Origin of the sequence: Kingella bonacorsii (assembly GCF_016623605.1) — a bacterium.
Taxonomy (GTDB): domain Bacteria; phylum Pseudomonadota; class Gammaproteobacteria; order Burkholderiales; family Neisseriaceae; genus Kingella_B; species Kingella_B oralis.
Genome location: NZ_JAEHNZ010000004.1, coordinates 119,603 through 139,642, shown reverse-complemented (window position 1 = coordinate 139,642; position 20,040 = coordinate 119,603). Strand labels below are relative to the sequence as shown.

Genomic DNA, 20,040 nt, shown 5'->3' with positions numbered 1-20,040 from the left:
GCAGCGAAGCGGAGCGGCGAAGTTAAAACGGGCGAAATAAGTTTCAGCAGCGCTGACACCATTTCAGCTACGTTTTAGCTTCGCCGCTCCGCTTCGCTGCGCAGGCAGCCTGAAAACGGGGCGGACTAATCAGCGTTTGGGTTTCCGCCTTCTTGGGCAGCGGCTTCCGCCTTTTCGGGGAACAGCAGCGAAGCCAACACGCCCGCCGCCAACACCGCCAGCACCACCGCCAACGAAGCTGCGGGCGAAATATCCCAGCCGTGGTGGAACATATGATTGGTCGCCGACAACACCAGCTTAAACGCGATAAAAAACAGCAACACAATCACCGCTTTTTCCAAATGCACCAAATAGCCCTTCAACGCTTCCAGCACAAAATACAGCGTTCGCAAGCCCAAAATGGCGAACATCATCGCGCTGTACACAATCAGCGGCTCTTTGGACACCGCAATCACCGCAGGCACGCTGTCAAACGCAAACATCACGTCCGACAACTCAATCACCGCCAAACACAAAAACAGCGGCGTCGCCACCCATTGCCCCTTTTTCATCGCCTGCGGATGGTTGTTTTCAGGATGCTTCGCATCTTCGCCCGCCAATTCCAAATGCGTTTCGGGATGGCTGGCTTGCGCTTTTGCCAATTCTTCCGCGTTCAAAAAGAAATTGTGCCCATAAAGGCGCGGGAACACGGGGAAGAATTTATGCACCCAGCGGTATGCCAAGTGGTCGGAATAATCCTCGCTTTCCTTTTTTTCTTCTTCGTTTTGCTGTTTCAGCATCATCACGGCGGAATAGCCCACCGCCGCCGCGAAAAGCAGCTCCACCCAAGCGCTTAAAGCCAGCAGGCCCGCGCCAATTGCCACGAAAATCATGCGGAAAATAATCGCGCCGATGATGCCCCAGTACAACACGCGATGGCGCAGCCCCTCGGGCACTTTAAACCATGCGAACACCGCCATCATCAGGAACAGATTGTCCACGGATAACACTTTTTCCAGCGCATAGCCCGTGAAGAACAGGCTCGCTGCTTCGCCGCCGTGGTGTATCCACAAATAAACGCCAAACAAAACCGACACACATACCCAAAACAAAGACCACATCGCGGCGCTTTTGAGCGACATGGGTTTGTCGTCTCTGTGGGCGAACAGGTCAATCGCAATCGCGCCGACCGATAAAATGATGAAAACGGCAACCGTTTCTATGGGGAAACCGAGATGTCCAGTCATAAGAAATCCTGAATAAAAGAGGGAATAAATTTTCGTGCGCGCGGCGGGGAACGGGTGGGCGCTCAGACAAAAAATAATGCGCCAGATTATAAATGATTTTTATCAATTTCTAATAAGAGATTGAACAAGTTTTTTGTAAAAAGCGTGGTTGGGATAAGGCAGCCTGAAACCTTGGCAAAAGCCTTGGGGCGGTCTGCGTAGCGAATCTGAAAATCCGTAGGTCGGGCATTGATGCCCGACAAGCCATGCCCTATTTATCAATACGCCACAACGAAAAACGTCGGGCATCAATACCTGACCTGTTGTTTTGCAAAAAGTTTCAGCCTGAAAAGAGCCATGCCGTCATTCCTGCCTGTGCGGGAATGGCGGCGTTTGGTTTTCAGGCTGCCTATCCGCTTTAATCCAGCCAAACAATTTCCAATTCACCCGTGCCGATTTCGTTCCACAGCGCGCGGGTCATGGCTTCGTGTCCGCCGTGGCGGGTGCAGCAAAGCACGGCGCGGGTTACTTCGCCGGTGTCGTGTCCGCTCATGCGCAGCAGGTTAACCGCCACTTGCAAGGGCGGCAGCGTGGGGTTGTAGGCGGCGTTTTCGGCGTAGCGTCCTGTGTAGATTGCATCGTCCACCACAAGGGCGATGCCTGCGTAGGCATGGGAATAGGGCGCGTGGCAGGTTTGCGCGGCGGCAAAAGCGGCTTGCTGGGCGGCATCTAGGTTTTCAGGCTGCCTGATGGCGTGTTGCACGGGGGTGAGCAGGCGGTCGGGGATGTTTAAATCTTGGGGCGAGAAGCTGTCGGGCAGATAGCTGGCGAGCGTGTTGTCGCGGCTGTGCGGCAGGTGGATTTTCAGGCTGCCTGCATCGGGCAGCTCGTTGAGAAACTGGCGGCAATGCCCGCATGGCGTGTAGTTCACCACAATATCGGTGATGCGCGTTGCGCCGCGCTGCCATGCGTGCGACACCGCGCTTTGCTCGGCGTGCACGGTTTGCCCCATGCTGGAGGTGGCGCATTCTTGGTTCGCGCCGAAATAGAAATTGCCCTCGCTGTCGATGGCAATCGCGCCCACATGAAACTGCGACACGGGCACAACGGCTAACTTTGCCGCTTCGGGCAGCAGCGATAGGGCAAGCGCAATTTTATCGCCGTTAAAGGCGGCTGCGTGGGCTTGAACTTCATGATTAGGGATAAAACTCAACATTTTTTTTGCGCTCCATTAAGTAAAATTGTAAAAAATTTGGTTAAGAGTGTTGTATTATAACCGCCTGTGTACAACCACATTTTATTTAAGGGAAGAAAAATGGAAATTTTACATAGCTTGCTGGGCATGGCGGTGCTGATTGTTATTGCCATTGCGTTGTCCAAGCATCGTAGCAAAATCAATAAGCGCACGGTGAGCGTGGCGTTTGCCATTCAGTTTGCGCTGGGCGCGTTTGTGTTGTATGTGCCTTGGGGGCGCGCTGCGTTGGAATGGTTTTCCAACGGCGTGCAAAGCGTGTTGAACTTCGGGCAAAAGGGCACAGAATTTGTGTTTGGCGGCTTGGTGAGCGACAAAATGTTTGAAGTGTTTGGCGGCGGCGGTTTTATTTTTGCCTTCCGCGTGTTGCCAATGATTATTTTCTTTTCATCGCTGATTTCTGTGCTGTATTACTTGGGCGTGATGGGCTTTGTGGTGAAAGTGTTGGGCGGCGCGTTGCAAAAAGCGTTGGGCACATCGCGCACCGAAAGTTTGTCGGCAGCGGCAAACGTATTCGTGGGACAAACCGAAGCACCGCTGGTGGTGAAACCGTTTATCGCGCGCATGACGCAATCTGAATTGTTTGCCGTGATGACGGGTGGTTTAGCTTCCATTGCCGGCTCGGTGTTGGGCGGCTATGCGTCTATGGGCGTGCCGCTTACTTATTTGATTGCCGCTTCGTTTATGGCTGCCCCTGGGGGCTTGCTGTTTGCCAAATTGATGCACCCCGAAACCGAAACGCCCGAAACCGTTACCGACGATAAATTGAGCTTTGTGGGCGAAGGCGAAACGCCGCCCAGCAACGCGATTGACGCAGCCGCAGCGGGCGCATCCACAGGCTTGCAAGTGGCGCTGAACGTGGGCGCGATGTTGATTGCGTTTGTGGCGATTATTGCGCTGCTCAACGGCATCGTGGGCGGCGTGGGCGGCTTGATGGGCATGCCTGATTTGTCGCTGCAAAAAATCTTGGGCTGGCTGTTCTCGCCCTTAGCTTGGTTGATTGGCGCATCGTGGGCGGACGCGCAAACCGCAGGCTCGTTTATCGGGCAAAAATTGGTGATTAACGAATTTGTGGCGTATTCCGAGTTCACCAACTACATCAAAGACGCGGCAAACCCTGTTTTAAACGACAAAACCAAAGCGATTATTTCGTTTGCACTGTGTGGCTTTGCCAATTTGAGCTCTATTGCGATTTTGGTGGGCGGCTTGTCTATCATGGCACCTAATCGCCGTGGCGATATTGCCAAGCTGGGCGTGCGCGCGCTGATTGCTGGCACGTTATCCAACCTGATGAGCGCCACCATTGCGGGCTTGTTTATTGGGTTGAATTTGTCGTAAAACGGTTTTAGCTACGCTGAACTGCGTTTCAGGCTGCCTTAGGCGAACGCAATAGGCAGCCTGAAACGCCATTACAACAAAGGAAACACCATGAATATCAGCAAAGCCAAAATTCTTTCGCTTTTAGATTTAACCTCGCTCAACGATGATGACACTCCCGCCGTGATTGACGCGCTATGCAGCAACGCCACGCAAGCCATCGGCAAAGTGGCGGCGGTGTGTGTGTATCCGCCGTTTGTGGCGCAAAGCCGCGCAAGACTGCCCGAGAGCAGCGGCATCAACGTTGCCACCGTGGTCAATTTCCCCACGGGCAATGAGCCGCTGGCAGACGTGCTAGCCCAAACGCAAAAAGCCTTGGCAGAGGGCGCGAACGAAATCGACCTCGTGTTCCCCTACAAAGCCTTGCAGCAAGGCAACGCCGCCGCTGGCGAAGCCATGTGCAGCCAAATCGCCACACTGGTGCACCGGCATTCAGGCAGCCTGAAAGTGATTTTGGAAACAGGCGCGCTTTCGCCCGCTGAAATCGCCCAAGCCGCGCAAATCGCCATCGCCGCAGGCGCAGACTTTTTGAAAACCTCCACCGGCAAAATCGCCCACGGTGCAAGTTTGGAAGCCAGCGCAATTTTGTTGGAACAAATCGCCCAAGCCAAGCAACCTGTTGGGCTGAAAATTTCGGGCGGCGTGCGCGACATCGCCACCGCGCAAGCCTATATTGCCCAAGCCGCCGCCAAAATGGGCGAAGACTGGGTGCAGCCTGAAAACTTCCGCATCGGCGCATCATCATTATTGAAGGAGCTTATCTCATGCTAATCCAAGAAATTATCCGTAAAAAACGCGACAAACAAGTGTTGTCCAAAGAAGAAATCCAGTTCTACATCCAAGGCGTAACCGATGGCAGCATCAGCGAAGGGCAAATTGCCGCGATGTGCATGGCGATTTATTTCAACGATTTAAACCTAGATGAGCGCACCGCCTTAACCCTTGCCATGCGCGATAGCGGCGACAGTTTAAACTGGGATAAATACAACCTAAACGCCCCCACGCTGGACAAACATTCCACAGGCGGCGTGGGCGATGTGGTGTCGCTGATGCTTGCGCCCATGCTGGCAGCCTGCGGCGGCTTTGTGCCGATGATTGCGGGGCGCGGCTTGGGGCACACAGGCGGCACATTAGACAAGCTGGAAAGCATCAAAGGCTTTGATATTTTCCCCAGCCCGCAAAAAATGCAGGAGATGGTGAAACAAATCGGCTGCGTGATTGTGGGGCAAACAGGCAATCTTGCCCCCGCCGACCGCAAAATCTACGCCACACGCGATGTAACCGCCACGGTGGAAAACCTGTCGCTGATTACCGCGTCCATCTTGTCTAAAAAGCTCGCCGAAGGCTTAACCAGCTTGGTGATGGATGTGAAAGTGGGCAACGGCGCGTTTATGCCCACTTACGAACTTTCGCGCGAACTGGCGCAAAGCATCGCCCAAGTGGCGACCCACGCGGGCTGCCAAACCACCGCCCTGCTCACCGACATGAACGAAGTGCTGGCTTCCAGCGCGGGCAACGCGGTGGAAGTGCGCGAAGCGGTGCGTTATTTGCGCGGCGAAGGCAGCCGCAACCCGCGTTTGCACGAAATCACGCTCGCGCTGGGCGCGGAAGCCTTGGTAAATGGCAAACTCGCCGCCAACCGCGAAGACGCGCGCGCTAAACTGCAAGCGGTGTTGGACAACGGCAAAGCGTATGAACTGTTTGAAAAAATGGTGGTGGCGCAAGGCGGCAGCACCGCGTTTGACCAGTTGCCCAAAGCGGCGGTGGTAAAACCCGTGTTGGCGCAGGCGGCGGGCTATATCCAAAGCATGAACACGCGCGACATCGGCGTTGCCGTCATCAACTTGGGCGGCGGGCGGCGCGTTGCCAGCGATGCGATTGACCACAGCGTGGGCTTTGACGAAATCCTGCCCATCGGCGCGCGCGTGGAAGCCGATACACCGCTTGCCATGGTGCATGCGAAAGACGAAGCCGCATGGCAAGCCGCCGCACAGGCATACCGCAATGCGGTGGACATCGGGCAAACGCAGCCTGAAAGCCGCCCCATGGTTTATGAAACCCTAGCGGGCTAATCCCGCGCCGTCATCCGCGCCCTTACCCGCGCGATAACCGTTTTCAGGCTGCCTATTTGTTCAAGCAATAGGCAGCCTGAAAACTCATTGCCGCACGCAATGCGCAGCGGTTGGTTTTCAGGCTGCCCATTACAATGCAGCCTGAAACCTTTGCGCAGCCTGCAAGCAACGGAGCATCGGCATCATGCCGATGTTGCCAACCCGCCAAACCCCGAATGCGCCATCGGGCGGCGGGTCGTTGCCGTTTTATTTCCGATTTCAGGCTGCCTATCCCCGATGCAGCCTGAAACGCCGTTTAGCAAAGCCAGAAACCATGCCCCGCCTTATCCCCAAAAGCCTTGTTTCCCGCCTAACCCTGCTGGTAACCACATGGCTCATCTCCGCCTTTATCGCCATCAGCATCACCATGCTGCTTTCCTTGCGGCTGGAAGGCGGCGCGGCAGCCGTGAACGACACGGGCGGCCTGCGCTACCAAACCTACCGCCTGCGCCTGTATCTGAACGACACCAGCAAAGTGCAAAGCCTTATCCAAACCTTCGACCAAACCCTTGCCCGCCTGCACCACAGCGACCCCACCCGCCCGCTGAACCTGCCGCAAGACCGCAGCATCCAGCAGCACCTCAAATTGCTGCAACAATATTGGGAAACCCAAATCAAACCCCAATACCAATCGCCCAACCCCAATCTCGCCCTGTTGGACAACCACCTGATTCCCAACTTCGTCGCCAGTATCGACAGCCTCACCCGCACCATAGAACACAACAACGCCTATTACGTCCAATGGCTGCGCGTGTTCCAAACCGCGCTGATGGTGCTGATTTTCGTGGTGTCGGGCATCACCATCGTCCTGCTCAAAATCTGGATTATCCGCCCGCTCAAAAATTTGGAAACCGGCGTGGCCGCCATCCAAAACAGCCAATTCGGCGAACACATCCCCGAAGACAATTCCACTGAATTCGCCATCGTGGACAACGGCTTCAACCGCATGAGCAGCCATCTCGCCCGTCTCTACGGCAAGCTGGAACAGCAGGTTGCCGAAAAAACCCAAGACCTCGTGCGCAAAAACCACACCCTCAACACCCTATACACCGTCGCCCAAGAGCTCAACCAAACCCAAACCATCCGGCAGGCCGCGCAAACCTTCCTGCCGCACATCCTCGCGCTCACCCCCGCCGAAGCCGCCGATGTGTCCGTCCACAACAACCTTATCGCCCGCCAAAGCAAAAGGCAGCCTGAAACCCCGCCCAGCCTGCCGCCGTTCACACAAAGCTTTAAAATTCGCGCCAATGAAACCACACTGGGCACACTTGTTCTATACTACAACCAAAGGCAGCCTGAAAACCCCGATGGCGGATTGGTGCAAACCCTTGTGCACCAGCTTGCCCTAGCCATCCACAACAACCAGCTTGCCGAAGAAAGCCGCCAATACGCCGTATTGCAAGAGCGCAACACCATCGCCCAAGGCCTGCACGACAGCATCGCCCAATCGCTCAGCTATCTGAACCTGCAAACCCAAATGCTGGAAAACGCATGGGCAAACCAAGAAACCCAAGCCGCGCAAGAAAACCTGCAATCCATCAAAACCGGCATCCAAGAATGCTACGACGACGTGCGCGAGCTGCTGCAAAATTTCCGCACCAAAATCACGCAGAAAAACATCAACGAAGCCATAGAAACCCTTGCCCAACGCCTTGCCGAGCAAAGCCACATCCGAGTGCACACCGAATGGCACGGCAACGGCGCGCCGCTCACCCCCAGCCAGCAGCTGCAATTCATCTTTATTTTGCAAGAAATCCTGTCCAACATCCGCAAACACGCCCAAGCGCAAAACGTAACCATCCGCATAGACAACCAACAAGACTACACCCTCACCATCACCGACGACGGTATCGGCTTTAACCCGCACACCGAACGCACCGACGACCACATCGGGCTAAACATCATGCAAGAGCGTGCCCAACGCATCAGAGCCAGGCTCAGCATCCAATCCCAACAAAACCACACCCGAATCCAACTCACACTGCCCAAAAAAGAGAGAAACCAAACATGACCATCAACATAGCCCTTATCGACGACCACACCCTGTTTCGCAGCGGCATCAAAGCCCTATTAAGCCGCCAAACCGAATTCAGCATCGTAGGCGAAGCGTCAGACGGATTCAGCGGCGTGAAACTGGTGGAGCAAATCCGACCCGATGTCGTTTTGCTGGATTTGAACATGCCGCAAATGAACGGGCGCGACGCGCTCGCCCAAATCCTGTCCAGCCGCCCCGAGCAAAAAGTCATCATGCTCACCGTGTCCGAAGACAGCGAAGACTTAACCGAATGCATCCGCTTGGGCGCCAGCGGCTTTTTGCTGAAAAACATCAACGCCAACTATCTGATTGAATCCATCAAAAAAGTGGTAAACGGCGACAACGCCTATTCGCCCGAAATGACCGCGCGGCTGGTGCAATCGCTGATTCGCCCCGCCCAAGCCGAAAGCGCGTTAAGCCAGCTCACCCCGCGCGAATTGGAAACACTGGGGCATCTGGCGGCGGGATACAGCAACAAAGCCATCGCCAAAAACCTGAACCTTGCCGAATCCACCATCAAAGTGCACGTGCAAAACATCCTGCGCAAGCTGAAACTGGACAGCCGCGTTCAGGCTGCCGTGTTTGCCATACAGCACAAAGTGCCGCTGCCCGATTGCGCCAAAGAAGGCAACCACTCCGCAGAGTAGGGCGGATTAAAGCCCTAGCCGCCCGGATTATGAATAAAGGCAGCCTGAAAGCAGTTTTCCCCGTTTTCAGGCTGCCTTTGGCGCATCCAATCCCGTTCAATCCCCCGCCATCATCGGCTGTTTTCCGCTATAATTCGGCTCTTTTTTCAAAAAAATCCTGCCATTAAACCCGTCCCGCAAAGCTTCACCCCATGCCCCTTCTTTCCATTGAATTTGCCGTTTTCTTGCTGCTGTTTCTCCCGCTTTATTGGGCGTTTGCCCGCCGCCCCAAATGGCAAAACGCGCTGTTGCTCGCCGCCGGCGCAGGCTGGCTGTATCACGCCAACCCCGCCTTTCTTGCCGCCGTTGCCGTGCTGTCCGTTTGGGTGCACCTTATCGCCTGCCAACTGGTGCGCCCGCAGCAAAAACACGGCAAGGGCTGGCTCGCGCTCGGCGTTTCAAGCTGCCTCTTGTTTCTCGGCGTGTTCAAATACTACGACTTCTTCCGCCCCTATCTGCAAAACGCTCTTGGGCAAAGCGAAATCATCGACATCCTGATGCCCATCGGCGTGTCGTATTACACCTTCCAATCCATCGCCTATTTGGTGGAAACCCACCGCGCCCCGCTGGTTAAGCCGTTCACATGGGCAAATCTGCTGCTGCACCTCAGCTTTTTCCCCACCATCACATCAGGTCCGATTATCCGTGCCGTGCCGTATCAAAACAAAGTCGTCGGCATCGCCCAAGGCGCGCAAGCCCAAATCCAAACCACCGCCCCGCGCAGCATTCTGCGCCCCGCGCTGGCGGTGTGCCTGATTGTGGCGGGTATCGCGCAAAAGTGGTGGTTTGCAGGCAGCTTGGACGAAGGCTGGGTATCGCCCGTGTTTGAAAACCCCGCGCAATTTGACGGCATCAGCGTTCTCGCCGCCATCTATGGCTACACCTTTCAGCTTTTTTTTGATTTCGCGGGATACAGCGACCTTGTAATCGGCATCGCCATGCTGCTTGGTTTCAGGCTGCCTGAAAACTTTGCCGCCCCGCTGCGCGCGTTTAATCTGGTGGATTTTTGGAACCGCTGGCACATCAGCCTGTCCACATGGATACGCGATTATGTCTACATCCCGCTGGGCGGCAGCCGCCGAAATTTCACCCGCACCCAAATCAATCTGCTGCTCGCCATGATGTTTTCAGGCATTTGGCATGGATATGGCTGGAACTTCCTGATTTGGGGCACGTTGCACGGCATCGCCCTCGTGTGGCTCAATATTGGCAAAAAGCTGTTTAAAAATAGAAAACTCAGCAACCTCAAAATCGGCAAAATCCCCATCGGCAAAGCGCTCGCCATTTTGATTACGTTTCACTTTGTGTGCTTCACGTTTGTGGTTTTCAACGCCCGCGATTTAGACAGCGCGCGCCTGATGTTCCAAGCCCTGCTGTATAACGGCAAAGGCTGGGCAATCTCCAATTGGTACAACATCGGGCTTATCGCCGCATTTGCCCTGATGCTTGCCGCCTACCCGCTGCTTAGTAAGCTATTCCAATACGCCGTATCCGCCTTAGAAAAAATCCCGCTCTGGCTTTGGTTTATCCCCATCACCCTTGCCCTGATGCTCATCATCACCTTCGCCCCATCAGGGCTGCCCAACTTTATTTACGCCAATTTCTAAGGCAGTAGCATGAAAACCCAGCTCTCACTCATTTTCTCGTTCACGCTTGCCGCCGCGGGCGCAACCTGGTTCAGCCAAGATTCCATCAACGCCTATTGGCAACAAACCTACCACCAAACCAGCCCGCTTGAAGCCCTTGCCCCCTATGCTGAGTGGACGGCCGGTGCAAAATGGCAACAGGTTGCCAACGAGCAATTGGGCAGCCTGAAAAACTGGATTGCCACCCAAAACGAGCAACTGCCCGTCAACATCGCCGCCGCCCAAGAAGCCGCCCGCCTAGAAGCGGAAGCCCAAGCCGCCGCGCAACGCGAAGCCGCCCGTTTAGCCGCCCAACGTCAAGCCGAGCAAGCCCGCGCTGCCGCAGCCCAAGCCAAGCAGAGGCAGCCTGAAAAGCCCATCGCGCCACAAAAAGCTGTTTTACGACAAGGAGATGTGGTATTCTTTACAGGCGATTCGCTGATGCAAGGCGTTGCCCCCTTTGTGCAACAAAGCCTCAAACAACAATACGGCATCGCCTCCATCAACCTCAGCAAACAAAGCACAGGCTTGTCTTACCCCAACTTTTTTGACTGGCCGCTCACCATAGAGCAAACCTTCAAAGAAAACCCCAATATACGGCTGATGGTGATGTTTCTCGGCGCGAACGACCCGTGGGATTTCCCCAACCCCAAAGGCGGCGCGTATTTAAAATTCCAAACGCCCGAATGGGAAGCCGAATACCTAAACCGCGTCAATCGCATTTTGGATGCCGCCAAGCAACACAACGCCCAAGTCATTTGGCTCGGTATGCCCTATATGAAAAAGAAAAAGCTAGATGACCAAATGCGCTATTTAGACAAACTATTTGCCGCGCATCTCAAAGACAAAGTATTTTGGATACCAACCGCAGGGCTATTGAGCAACGGCGGCGCAGAATACAGCGACTCGGTAGAAGTGGGCGGCAAAATCGTCCGCTATCGCAGCAAAGACGGCATCCATTTCTCCATAGAAGGACAAAAACTACTCGCGCAAGCCATCATGCAAAAAATTGAGTTTGCGCAACCATAAGGATTAAACAACATGGATATAGCAAAAGTAATTCTCGTGTTTGGCGGGCTAAGCCTCAACAGCGCCATCCCCCAAGCTGCCCAAGCCGACAACATCACCGCCGTAAGCAGCGCAGGCTTGCTGCAAAACTACGGCAACGCCAAACCGCAATGGGTAAAAAAATTGCGCAGCATTTCAGGCGCAAAAGACAACCGCAAATTCCGCATCGTGCAAATTGGCGATTCCCACACCGCAGGTGATTATTTCACCGACCAACTGCGCCAACGCCTGCAAAGCCGCTGGGGCAACGGCGGCATCGGCTGGATTTACCCCAGCGCAGTCAAAGGGCAACGCCAAGCGCTGCCGCGCTACAACAGCAACGGCTGGGCAACGCTCACCAGCCGCGGCGCGCAAGCCGACTTCCCGCTCGGCGGCGTGATTGCCCAATCCACCACAGGCGGCGACCTCACCATCAACTCCACCGCGCAAGGCAGCGAAGGCACGCAAGACGTTGCCCTGTTTATCAAACCCGCCGCGCCCAACCAAACGCTCAACATCAACGGGCAGCACATCCCGATTGAAAACGCAGGCTGGCAAGTGCTCTACACCCAAGCCACGCTGCCGCTATCCATCAGCAACGACGCAATGCCGTGGACAGTTGGCTTAGTAAACATTGAAAATCAACGCGCAGGCATCACGCTTTCCGCCATGGGCATCAACGGCGCGCAAATGAGCCAATTATCCAAATGGCGGCAAAACTGGCTGGGCGATTTAGCGCAAACCCAAGCCGATTTGGTTATCCTTGCCTACGGCACCAACGAAGCCTTTAACGAAAAACTGGATGTGCGCGAAACCGAGCAAACATGGCGCAACTACATCCAGCTCATCAAACAAACGCTGCCCAACGCAGGCATTTTGGTCATCGGCGCACCCGAATCGCTGAAAACCAAAGTAGGCGACTGCGGCACCCGCCCCGAGTATCTGGATGCCGTGCAATCCATGCAGATGCGCGTTGCCCAAGAAGAGCAAACGCTGTATTGGTCGTGGCAAGACGCAATGGGCGGCGCGTGCAGCATGAAAGCGTGGTCGGAACAAGGCTTGGCGGCTAAGGATGGCGTGCATTTTTCCAAACTGGGCTATCAACAAGCCGCCGATGTGTTGGCGAATGATTTGATTGCGTTGGTGAAATAAGCTGTTTGATGCGTTTCAGGCTGCCTCTGTTGTTGTGAACAAAGGCAGCCTGAAAACAGAGTAACGTTGTAATCGAGCTAATTACCCCATGCCAAAGGCAGCCTGAAAACCCTACCCCTGTTTTCAGGCTGCCTTTAATTATCCCATCCCCGCCTACCCATCCACCTCCAACACCACAGGCAAATGGTCGGATGCCGCAAACTGGCTCACATGGCACGCCCCTTTCAGGCTGCCTTTCACAAAAATATGGTCCAGCGACTGCTTCGGCTTCCAGCTTGGGTATGTAGGCGAATCCAAAGCCAGCCGCGCATAATCATGGTCGGTAAGCAAACAAAGCTGCTCCGCATCGGGCGGGCAATTAAAATCCCCCATCAGGCAAACATTCTCAAACGCCGCCAACTTCTGCCGCACAAAGCGAATCTGGCGAAACTGATCCACCGCCCCCAAGCTCAAATGCACATTCGCCACCACCAGCCGCCCCCGCGCCGTTTCCACTTCCGCCGCCAGCATCCCGCGCCCCTTAATCTTGCTCGGCAACGGCTCGTTCACTACCTCGCGCATCGGCGATTTGCTCAAAATCAAATTGCCATGCCGCGACAGCTTGCCCACCACGCGATTCACCTGCCACACCGAATGCGAAAACGGCGTTTGCGCCAACAACTGCTGCGCTTGGCTCAAAAAACCATTGCGCAGCCCGCCAAAATCAATCTCCTGCAAACACACCACATCAAAATCGCTGATAAACCGCGCAATATCCGCCAACACCTGCCGCTTCGCAGGGCTGGGCAACACCTGCCGATGCAGCCGCAGCGCGTAGCTCAAATAGCTGGTGGACGCAATCGCCGCCTGAATGTTGTAACTCAAAATCCGCATCATGCTCACCAGCTAAACGAACGCCCCACCATCCCCGCCGCACCATGCTCATTGCCATAGCCCCGCGCATAAGTCCCCGCGCAGCCCGAAAGCCCGACCAGCAACAAAACAACCCAAAACAATCTCATAACGGCAGCCTGAAATCCAATCGACAAAAGCGCGATTCTACCCCATTAACGCCACCCAAACACAGCCAAACCCCTTTATTAACAAGCCAAAATAAGCTAGAATCGCGCCCTTTGTTTACAACCGAACTAGGAAAAAAACCAATGAAAACAGCACAAGAACTCCGCGCAGGCAACGTATTCATGATTGGCAACGACCCCATGGTCGTGCAAAAAACCGAATACATCAAAGGCGGACGCTCGTCAGCCAAAGTATCCATGAAGCTGAAAAACCTGCTCACAGGCGCAAACAGCGAAACCATCGTGAAAGCAGACGACAAATTTGACGTGGTGGTATTGAGCCGCAAAAACTGCAAATACAGCTATTTCGCCGACCCCATGTATGTGTTTATGGACGACGAATTCAACCAATACGAAATCGAAGCCGACAACATCGGTGACGCGCTCAAATTTATCGTGGACGGCATGGACGACGACTGCGAAGTAACCTTCTACGAAGGCAATCCCATCTCCGTGGAACTGCCCACCATCATCGTGCGCGAAGTAGAATACACTGAGCCCGCTGTTAAAGGCGATACATCAGGCAAAGTGATGAAAACCGCACGCTTGGTTGGCGGCACAGAAATCCAAGTGATGTCCTACATTGAAAACGGCGACAAAGTGGAAATCGACACCCGCACCGGCGAATTCCGCAAACGCGCGTAATCCCCCATCGCCACAGCCAAAGGCAGCCTGAAAACATTTTATGCCGTTTTAGCTCCGCTGAAACGCGCCGCGCCCGTTTTCAGGCTGCCTTTGCGTTGGCGGAATGGGCGCAATCGCCTGCCGCGCACGGAGCGGATTGAATGCAATCATCCGCCCGCCCATCCTGCGCAGGCGCATCACGCAAAACAAAAAAGGCAGCCTGAAAACCGTTTCCCGTTTTCAGGCTGCCTCAATCGTTCAAAATTACCGCTTCTCTTTTTTCTGGCACTTGCCGCACACGCCATACATATACAACGCATGGTCCACAATGCGGTAGCCGTTGTCCTGCGCGATTTTATCCTGCAAGCGTTCAATCTCTTCGTTATGAAACTCGGTAACATCGCCGCATTTCACGCACACCAAATGGTCGTGGTGCTCGCCCTTGTTCAGCTCGTAAACCGCTTTGCCCGTTTCAAAATGATGGCGCAGCAAAATGCCTGCCTGTTCAAACTGCGTGAGCACGCGGTAAATCGTCGCCACGCCCACTTCAGTGCCGTCATCCAACAAAATGCGGTACACATCTTCCGCGCTCAAATGCTCGTCCGCGTGCGATTCAAACAAATCCAAAATTTTCAAACGCGGCCCGGTAACCTTCAAACCATTTCCCTTTAACTGCGCGATGTTATCCATGCAAATTCCTTATAATGCGATAAAAACAGATGCCGTATAATAGCATTTTTCGCCCACAAGCCCCAGCCTAAATAATAAAAGTTTTCAATAAACTTTTTCGCATGGGGCGGCTGTGGTATCTTTCCCATTTTCATTTTGTTTACGAAAGGCAAAGCCCTTGAAAACCCATCTTCTCGCCATCGCCGCCATCGCCGCGCTCAGCGCGTGCACGCCCAAACTGGTTGAAAAACTGCCTTATTACAAACTTTCCGTGGTGCAAGGCATCCCGCTGGATGCCAACGCCGTGCTCGCCCTGCGCGCGGGCATGACGCGCCAGCAAGTCGCCATGGAAATCGGCACGCCCCTGCTTAACAACGCTTTTCGCACCGACCGCTGGGATTATGTTTACGAAGTGGTGCGCGGCAACAAAGTTAAAGAACATCGCAATTTAAGCGTTTACTTTGATGCCAACGGCGCAGTCAGCCGCATTGAAGGCAACGCTTTGGACTACGCGCGTGAGCAAATCGCTGCGTCTCAACAAACTGCAAAATAAGGAGTAATCATGGCACAACTGAAAATCGCCATTGCGGGCGCAAACGGGCGCATGGGCAGAACGCTGGTTCAAGCCGTGGAAGCCAATCCCAACACCATCTTGGTGGGCGCGCTGGACCGCGCAGGCTCGGGCGTATTGGGCTTGGATGCGGGCTTTGCGCTGGGCATCAAAACCGGCGTGAAAGTAACCGACAATGCAGACATCGCCTTGGACGACGCGGATGTGTTGATTGATTTCACTCGCCCCAGCGCGTCTTTGCCGCTGATTGAAAAATGCGCCGCCAAAGGCATCAAAATGGTCATCGGCACCACGGGTTTTGACGATGCGGGCAAAGCCGCCATCGCTGCCGCCGCGCAGAAAAACGCCATTGTGTTCGCCGCCAATTTTAGCGTGGGCGTGAACCTGACTTTTCACATTTTAGACACCGTGTCGCGCGTGCTAAACGAAGGCTACGACATTGAAATCATTGAAGCGCACCATCACCACAAGGTGGACGCGCCCAGCGGTACGGCGTTGCGCATGGGCGAAGTCATCGCCAACGCGGTGGGGCGCGATTTGAAATCGTGCGCGGTGTATGGGCGCGAAGGGCACACGGGCGCGCGCGACCCGAAAACCATCGGCTTTTCTACCATTCGCGCGGGCGATATTGTGGGCGAGCATACGGCGCTGTTTGCCACCGATGGCGAGCGCGTGGAAATCACCCACAAAGCCAGCAGCCGTATGACGTTTGCCTCGGGCGCAGTGCGCGCCGCCGTGTGGCTGCAAAACCATCCGACCGGCTTGTTTGACATGCAGGATGTGTTGGGCTTGAAAAACTGATTGCCATGCCATAAGGCAGCCTGAACAGTATGTTGAACCGTTTTCAGGCTGCCTTTGGTCATATCAGGCGCACGTTTGCCAAATAGGCAGCCTGAAAATCAAAACGCGCCTGCCGTTACAACAAAAAAGGAAACCCCGTCATGAATCATCCCGAAACCGAAACTCCGCAACAAATGCAGCCTGAAAACCACGCGCACAGCGCCAAGCACAAAAAAACCAGCAAGCGCGAACTCATCCGCCAACGCAGCATCTACGCGCTGCCCAATTCGTTCACCCTTGCCGCGCTGTTCGCCGCCTTTTTCGCCATCACCCAATCCATGCACGGGCGTTACGAAAGCGCGGCAATCAGCGTGTTCATTGCCATGCTGCTGGACGGCATGGACGGGCGCATCGCCCGCTTCACCAACAGCCAAAGCGCGTTTGGCGAACAGCTGGACAGCCTTGCCGACATGGTGAGCTTTGGCGTTGCCCCCGCGCTGATTGTGTATAACTGGCAGCTTTACGAATTCGGCAAGCTGGGCTATTGCGTGGCGTTTATCTATTGCGCCTGCGCCGCCCTGCGCCTTGCCCTGTTTAACACGCTCATCGGCAAAGTGAGCAAAAAATGGTTTATCGGCATCCCCAGCCCCACCGCCGCCGCGCTGATGGTGGGCATGATATGGCTGGACCGCAGCTACGACGGCATCTTTGACCAATCCAGCATTTGGGTGCTGCTGCTTACCTTGTTTGCAGGCTTTTCTATGGTGGTGCAAATTCCGTTTTGGAGCTTCAAAGAAATCAAGCTGCGCCACCGCATTTCGTTCCCCCGCATGATTGGCATGCTGATGCTGATTGTGCTGCTGGTGTTGCAGCCCGCGCTGATTCTGTTTCTCGCCTTTTTTGCATACAGCCTGTCGGGCTATGTGATGTGGGCATGGCAAAAATGGCAGGGCGGCAAAACGCGCTTGGATTGAATTTCAGGCTGCCTATTTTGCGGATAGGCAGCCTGAAACTTTTGCACAACCTGCAACCCATGCCGCGTTGGCGGCTCGCCGACACCTTGCCAACCCGTAAGCCCCGTTGAATGCGCTATTTGGCGACGAGCCGTCGCCGCTCCATTTTATCTTTCAGGCTGCCTTTGGCTTTTGCCAAGGTTTCAGCCTGAAAGATAAATCGCGGCTGATTTGGAACGGCAAAGGCAGCCTGAAACCCGCCCCGCCGTTTTCAGACTGCCGACTAAATTCCGGTTTACAAACCTTTACAGCATCCCCACAAAGTTTATAATCCCACCCTTTACCCCATAGGAACACACCCAATGGCACTTATCGTACAAAAATACGGCGGCACCTCAGTCGGCTCGCCCGAGCGCATCAAAAACGTTGCCAAGCGCGTTGCCGCCGCGCGCCAAGAAGGGCATGACGTGGTGGTGGTGGTGTCCGCCATGAGCGGCGAAACCAACCGCCTTGTCGCCCTTGCCCACGAAATGCAGGAATTTCCCGACCCGCGCGAATTAGACGTGGTGTTGGCAACGGGCGAGCAAGTTACCATCGGCTTATTGGCGATGGCGTTGAAAAACATCGGCGTGGAAGCCAAAAGCTACACGGGCTGGCAGGTTGCCGTGAAAACCGACACCGCCCACACCAAAGCCCGCATTGAAGACATTGACAGCGACAGAATGCGCGCCGATTTGGCGCAAGGCACGGTGGTGATTGTGGCGGGCTTTCAGGGCATCAGCAGCGCGGGCGATATTTCCACGCTGGGGCGCGGCGGCTCGGACACATCGGCGGTGGCGCTTGCCGCCGCGCTCAAAGCCGACGAATGCCAAATCTACACCGATGTGGACGGCGTTTACACCACCGACCCGCGCGTGGTGCCCGAAGCGCGCCGCATGGATACCATCACGTTTGAAGAAATGCTGGAGCTGGCGAGCTTGGGCAGCAAGGTTTTGCAAATCCGCTCGGTGGAATTTGCCGGCAAATACCAAGTGCGCCTGCGCGTATTAAGCAGCCTGAAAGACGGCGGCAACGGCACATTGATTACTTTTGAGGAAGATGAAAACATGGAAAAAGCAGTCGTTTCAGGCATCGCCTTCGACAAAAACCAAGCCCGCATCAACGTGCGCGGCGTTCCCGACAAACCCGGCATCGCCTACCAAATCTTGGGCGCGGTTGCCGATGCTAATGTGGACGTGGACATGATTATCCAAAACATGGGCAACGAGGGTACGACCGATTTCTCGTTCACCGTGCCGCGCGGCGACTACAAGCCCACTTTGGAACTGCTCGGCAGCCTGAAAGACAGCATCGGCGCGGCGGAAGTGAGCGGCGATGATGCGGTGTGCAAAGTCTCCATCGTGGGCTTGGGCATGCGTTCGCACGTGGGCATCGCGGCGCGAATGTTCCATGCGCTGGCATCGGAAAACATCAACATCCAGATGATTTCCACTTCTGAAATCAAAGTTTCGGTGCTGATTGACGAGAAATATTTGGAGCTGGCAACGCGCGTGCTGCACAAAGAGTTTGGCTTGGATAAAGCGTAATCATGATTTTCAGGCTGCCTATGGGTAACGTAGGCAGCCTGAAATCTATATAACGCATTGCCGACGGGTGAAGCCATCGGCAGCCTGAAAACCTTATCCACTCATTGCCATGCTTGAATCCCTTATCCTCCATAACCAACAAACCGCGCTGCTGTTCCACGCCACCACCGAATGGCTGGCGTTAAGCGGCGGCTTTATGCTGTATAACCACATCCGCAAACGCCGCGGGCATCCCTCCGCGCTCGCCAGCAAGGGCGGCATTTGGGTGCTGGCTTTTTGCCTGCTGGGCGCGGGCATCGGCAACAAGCTGGTGTCTATTTTGCAGTTCCCCGAATACTGGGCTTGGGCGCACAGCGACCCCAAGCGGTTTTGGCTGGCGGCGGTGTCGGGGCAAAGCGTGGTGGGCGGTTTGCTAGGCGGCTGGCTGGGGGTGGAAATCGGCAAGAAAATCGGCGGCATCACTTCGCGCACGGGCGATGATTTTGTTGCGCCGATTTTGCTTGGGCTGGTGATTGGGCGCACTGGCTGCTTTGTGGCGGGGCTGTATGACGGCACTTATGGCGTGCACACCGCGCTGCCTTGGGGCGTGGATTTTGGCGACGGCGCGCGCCACCCCACCCAGCTCTACGAATGGCTTGCCGCGCTGATTGCGCTTATTACGCTGCCCAAATGGCGGCAGTATTTTGCCCACGAGCAAGGCTTGTCGTTTCGCGTGTTGATGTTTGGCTACTTGCTTTGGCGGTTAATCATCGACAGCATCAAACCCGTGCCCGCGGGCTGGTGGCTGGGGATGAGCGGCATCCAATGGGTGTGCCTGTTTGCGCTGCTGGTGATGGCGGCAACCTATCGGCGCGTGAAATAGTTTCAGGCTGTCTCTGCGCGGGCATAAGGCAGCCTGAAAAGCAAAAAATATAAACTGCATAACAAGGAACAACTATGGGAACATTCTTTCGCGCCATCATTGCTTTGATAGCGGCTATTTTTCTCGGCTTGGGCGCGCTGCTGCTGGTGGGGGTTGGCGTATGCGCATTGGCGGCGACCACGGTCAGCATGGGTGTGTTTGAAGCGGGCGTGGTGGTGGGCATTATTGCCACGTTAGCATTTGGCATTCGGGTGTTTATTAGCGTGTTCAACGCATTGGGCGATAAGCCTCAGCCAAACAGCGAAGAGAACAGCCCCACGCCCGTGCCGCCGCATTACTACCGCGACCGCGCCCAGCGGCGTAAACAACGTGAACAAGAAAACCACGACAACGCAAATTGATTTTAGCTGCGCCACGCCACGACGCTTCGCAGGCTGCCTTTGCGCG

Annotated in this window: 21 protein-coding genes; 16 read left to right on the top strand and 5 right to left on the bottom strand. The window is 55.1% G+C overall.

Translation table 11 applies throughout. From position 1 onward, the window contains the following. Window positions 1-125: 125 nt before the first annotated feature. A complete protein-coding gene (locus JDW22_RS11230) occupies window positions 126-1,226 on the bottom strand; it encodes a TerC/Alx family metal homeostasis membrane protein (RefSeq protein ID WP_200523134.1) in 1,101 nt (366 codons plus the stop codon). Between the two features lie 397 nt (window positions 1,227-1,623). After that, the gene (gene cdd / locus JDW22_RS11225; protein ID WP_200523133.1) at window positions 1,624-2,421 is read right to left on the bottom strand and encodes a cytidine deaminase; all 798 of its coding nucleotides are present in this window, start codon (window positions 2,419-2,421) and stop codon (window positions 1,624-1,626) included. Window positions 2,422-2,520: 99 nt separating this feature from the next. Here cdd and JDW22_RS11220 point away from each other — a divergent pair, with 99 nt between their 5' ends. The 8 genes from JDW22_RS11220 to JDW22_RS11185 all read left to right on the top strand — a co-directional run bounded on the left by JDW22_RS11220 (window position 2,521) and on the right by JDW22_RS11185 (window position 12,490). Then, entirely contained in the window at window positions 2,521-3,795 is a 1,275-nt protein-coding gene (locus JDW22_RS11220; protein ID WP_200523132.1) for a NupC/NupG family nucleoside CNT transporter, read from the top strand. A 90-nt stretch (window positions 3,796-3,885) separates the two neighbouring features. After that, window positions 3,886-4,605, top strand: a complete 720-nt coding sequence (deoC, locus tag JDW22_RS11215) for a deoxyribose-phosphate aldolase (protein WP_200523131.1) — start codon at window positions 3,886-3,888, stop codon at window positions 4,603-4,605. Continuing rightward, window positions 4,599-5,906, top strand: a complete 1,308-nt coding sequence (gene deoA, locus JDW22_RS11210) for a thymidine phosphorylase (RefSeq protein ID WP_200523130.1) — start codon at window positions 4,599-4,601, stop codon at window positions 5,904-5,906. Before deoC ends, deoA begins: the two co-directional genes overlap by 7 nt. 184 nt (window positions 5,907-6,090) lie before the next feature. Next, window positions 6,091-7,956: a histidine kinase gene (locus JDW22_RS11205; protein ID WP_200523129.1), complete on the top strand. Its 1,866-nt coding sequence runs from the start codon at window positions 6,091-6,093 to the stop codon at window positions 7,954-7,956. After that, a complete protein-coding gene (locus JDW22_RS11200; protein ID WP_200523128.1) occupies window positions 7,953-8,627 on the top strand; it encodes a response regulator in 675 nt (224 codons plus the stop codon). Before JDW22_RS11205 ends, JDW22_RS11200 begins: the two co-directional genes overlap by 4 nt. Before the next feature lie 191 nt (window positions 8,628-8,818). Continuing rightward, window positions 8,819-10,273, top strand: coding sequence for an MBOAT family O-acyltransferase (locus tag JDW22_RS11195; RefSeq protein WP_200523127.1), 1,455 nt, complete (start codon window positions 8,819-8,821; stop codon window positions 10,271-10,273). Between the two features lie 9 nt (window positions 10,274-10,282). Continuing rightward, window positions 10,283-11,320 carry an SGNH/GDSL hydrolase family protein gene (locus JDW22_RS11190; protein ID WP_200523126.1) on the top strand — a complete coding sequence of 346 codons (1,038 nt, stop codon included), beginning with the start codon at window positions 10,283-10,285 and terminating at the stop codon, window positions 11,318-11,320. Between the two features lie 12 nt (window positions 11,321-11,332). Continuing rightward, complete coding sequence (locus JDW22_RS11185) at window positions 11,333-12,490, top strand: SGNH/GDSL hydrolase family protein (RefSeq protein ID WP_200523125.1); 1,158 nt, start codon at window positions 11,333-11,335, stop codon at window positions 12,488-12,490. Between the two features lie 153 nt (window positions 12,491-12,643). On the opposite strand, the gene JDW22_RS11180 is transcribed toward JDW22_RS11185, so the two are convergent. Then, entirely contained in the window at window positions 12,644-13,366 is a 723-nt protein-coding gene (locus tag JDW22_RS11180) for an endonuclease/exonuclease/phosphatase family protein (protein WP_200523124.1), read from the bottom strand. Between the two features lie 2 nt (window positions 13,367-13,368). Next, window positions 13,369-13,491, bottom strand: coding sequence for a hypothetical protein (locus JDW22_RS14015; protein WP_268884243.1), 123 nt, complete (start codon window positions 13,489-13,491; stop codon window positions 13,369-13,371). Window positions 13,492-13,632: 141 nt separating this feature from the next. On the opposite strand from JDW22_RS14015, the gene efp reads away from it, so the two are divergent. Beyond that, window positions 13,633-14,193: an elongation factor P gene (efp, locus tag JDW22_RS11175; RefSeq protein ID WP_200523123.1), complete on the top strand. Its 561-nt coding sequence runs from the start codon at window positions 13,633-13,635 to the stop codon at window positions 14,191-14,193. Window positions 14,194-14,436: 243 nt separating this feature from the next. Here the strand turns inward: efp and fur are convergent, their stop codons facing one another. Continuing rightward, entirely contained in the window at window positions 14,437-14,862 is a 426-nt protein-coding gene (gene fur / locus JDW22_RS11170) for a ferric iron uptake transcriptional regulator (protein WP_200523122.1), read from the bottom strand. 157 nt (window positions 14,863-15,019) lie between these two features. Between fur and JDW22_RS11165 the strand changes: the two genes are divergently transcribed. The 7 genes from JDW22_RS11165 to JDW22_RS11135 all read left to right on the top strand — a co-directional run bounded on the left by JDW22_RS11165 (window position 15,020) and on the right by JDW22_RS11135 (window position 19,994). Beyond that, window positions 15,020-15,394 carry an outer membrane protein assembly factor BamE gene (locus tag JDW22_RS11165; protein WP_200523121.1) on the top strand — a complete coding sequence of 125 codons (375 nt, stop codon included), beginning with the start codon at window positions 15,020-15,022 and terminating at the stop codon, window positions 15,392-15,394. 9 nt (window positions 15,395-15,403) lie between these two features. Beyond that, window positions 15,404-16,213, top strand: coding sequence for a 4-hydroxy-tetrahydrodipicolinate reductase (gene dapB / locus JDW22_RS11160; RefSeq protein ID WP_200523120.1), 810 nt, complete (start codon window positions 15,404-15,406; stop codon window positions 16,211-16,213). 140 nt (window positions 16,214-16,353) lie between these two features. Next, the gene (gene pssA, locus JDW22_RS11155; protein WP_407929586.1) at window positions 16,354-17,166 is read left to right on the top strand and encodes a CDP-diacylglycerol--serine O-phosphatidyltransferase; all 813 of its coding nucleotides are present in this window, start codon (window positions 16,354-16,356) and stop codon (window positions 17,164-17,166) included. 106 nt (window positions 17,167-17,272) lie between these two features. Next, window positions 17,273-17,476, top strand: coding sequence for a hypothetical protein (locus JDW22_RS11150; RefSeq protein WP_200523119.1), 204 nt, complete (start codon window positions 17,273-17,275; stop codon window positions 17,474-17,476). Window positions 17,477-17,507: 31 nt separating this feature from the next. Beyond that, window positions 17,508-18,731: an aspartate kinase gene (locus tag JDW22_RS11145; RefSeq protein ID WP_200523118.1), complete on the top strand. Its 1,224-nt coding sequence runs from the start codon at window positions 17,508-17,510 to the stop codon at window positions 18,729-18,731. A gap of 109 nt (window positions 18,732-18,840) precedes the next feature. After that, window positions 18,841-19,593, top strand: a complete 753-nt coding sequence (locus JDW22_RS11140) for a prolipoprotein diacylglyceryl transferase family protein (protein ID WP_200523117.1) — start codon at window positions 18,841-18,843, stop codon at window positions 19,591-19,593. 74 nt (window positions 19,594-19,667) lie between these two features. After that, window positions 19,668-19,994, top strand: coding sequence for a hypothetical protein (locus JDW22_RS11135; protein WP_200523116.1), 327 nt, complete (start codon window positions 19,668-19,670; stop codon window positions 19,992-19,994). Window positions 19,995-20,040: the final 46 nt, after the last annotated feature.

What these genes read in the sequence shown, in the direction of transcription:
- JDW22_RS11230 (WP_200523134.1), bottom strand. Translation starts at nt 1,226, where the DNA reads ATGACTGGACATCTCGGTTTCCCCATAGAAACGGTTGCCGTTTTCATC.
- cdd (WP_200523133.1), bottom strand. Translation starts at nt 2,421, where the DNA reads ATGTTGAGTTTTATCCCTAATCATGAAGTTCAAGCCCACGCAGCCGCC.
- JDW22_RS11220 (WP_200523132.1), top strand. Translation starts at nt 2,521, where the DNA reads ATGGAAATTTTACATAGCTTGCTGGGCATGGCGGTGCTGATTGTTATT.
- deoC (WP_200523131.1), top strand. Translation starts at nt 3,886, where the DNA reads ATGAATATCAGCAAAGCCAAAATTCTTTCGCTTTTAGATTTAACCTCG.
- deoA (WP_200523130.1), top strand. Translation starts at nt 4,599, where the DNA reads ATGCTAATCCAAGAAATTATCCGTAAAAAACGCGACAAACAAGTGTTG.
- JDW22_RS11205 (WP_200523129.1), top strand. Translation starts at nt 6,091, where the DNA reads ATGCCGATGTTGCCAACCCGCCAAACCCCGAATGCGCCATCGGGCGGC.
- JDW22_RS11200 (WP_200523128.1), top strand. Translation starts at nt 7,953, where the DNA reads ATGACCATCAACATAGCCCTTATCGACGACCACACCCTGTTTCGCAGC.
- JDW22_RS11195 (WP_200523127.1), top strand. Translation starts at nt 8,819, where the DNA reads ATGCCCCTTCTTTCCATTGAATTTGCCGTTTTCTTGCTGCTGTTTCTC.
- JDW22_RS11190 (WP_200523126.1), top strand. Translation starts at nt 10,283, where the DNA reads ATGAAAACCCAGCTCTCACTCATTTTCTCGTTCACGCTTGCCGCCGCG.
- JDW22_RS11185 (WP_200523125.1), top strand. Translation starts at nt 11,333, where the DNA reads ATGGATATAGCAAAAGTAATTCTCGTGTTTGGCGGGCTAAGCCTCAAC.
- JDW22_RS11180 (WP_200523124.1), bottom strand. Translation starts at nt 13,366, where the DNA reads ATGATGCGGATTTTGAGTTACAACATTCAGGCGGCGATTGCGTCCACC.
- JDW22_RS14015 (WP_268884243.1), bottom strand. Translation starts at nt 13,491, where the DNA reads ATGAGATTGTTTTGGGTTGTTTTGTTGCTGGTCGGGCTTTCGGGCTGC.
- efp (WP_200523123.1), top strand. Translation starts at nt 13,633, where the DNA reads ATGAAAACAGCACAAGAACTCCGCGCAGGCAACGTATTCATGATTGGC.
- fur (WP_200523122.1), bottom strand. Translation starts at nt 14,862, where the DNA reads ATGGATAACATCGCGCAGTTAAAGGGAAATGGTTTGAAGGTTACCGGG.
- dapB (WP_200523120.1), top strand. Translation starts at nt 15,404, where the DNA reads ATGGCACAACTGAAAATCGCCATTGCGGGCGCAAACGGGCGCATGGGC.
- pssA (WP_407929586.1), top strand. Translation starts at nt 16,354, where the DNA reads ATGAATCATCCCGAAACCGAAACTCCGCAACAAATGCAGCCTGAAAAC.
- JDW22_RS11145 (WP_200523118.1), top strand. Translation starts at nt 17,508, where the DNA reads ATGGCACTTATCGTACAAAAATACGGCGGCACCTCAGTCGGCTCGCCC.
- JDW22_RS11140 (WP_200523117.1), top strand. Translation starts at nt 18,841, where the DNA reads ATGCTTGAATCCCTTATCCTCCATAACCAACAAACCGCGCTGCTGTTC.
- JDW22_RS11135 (WP_200523116.1), top strand. Translation starts at nt 19,668, where the DNA reads ATGGGAACATTCTTTCGCGCCATCATTGCTTTGATAGCGGCTATTTTT.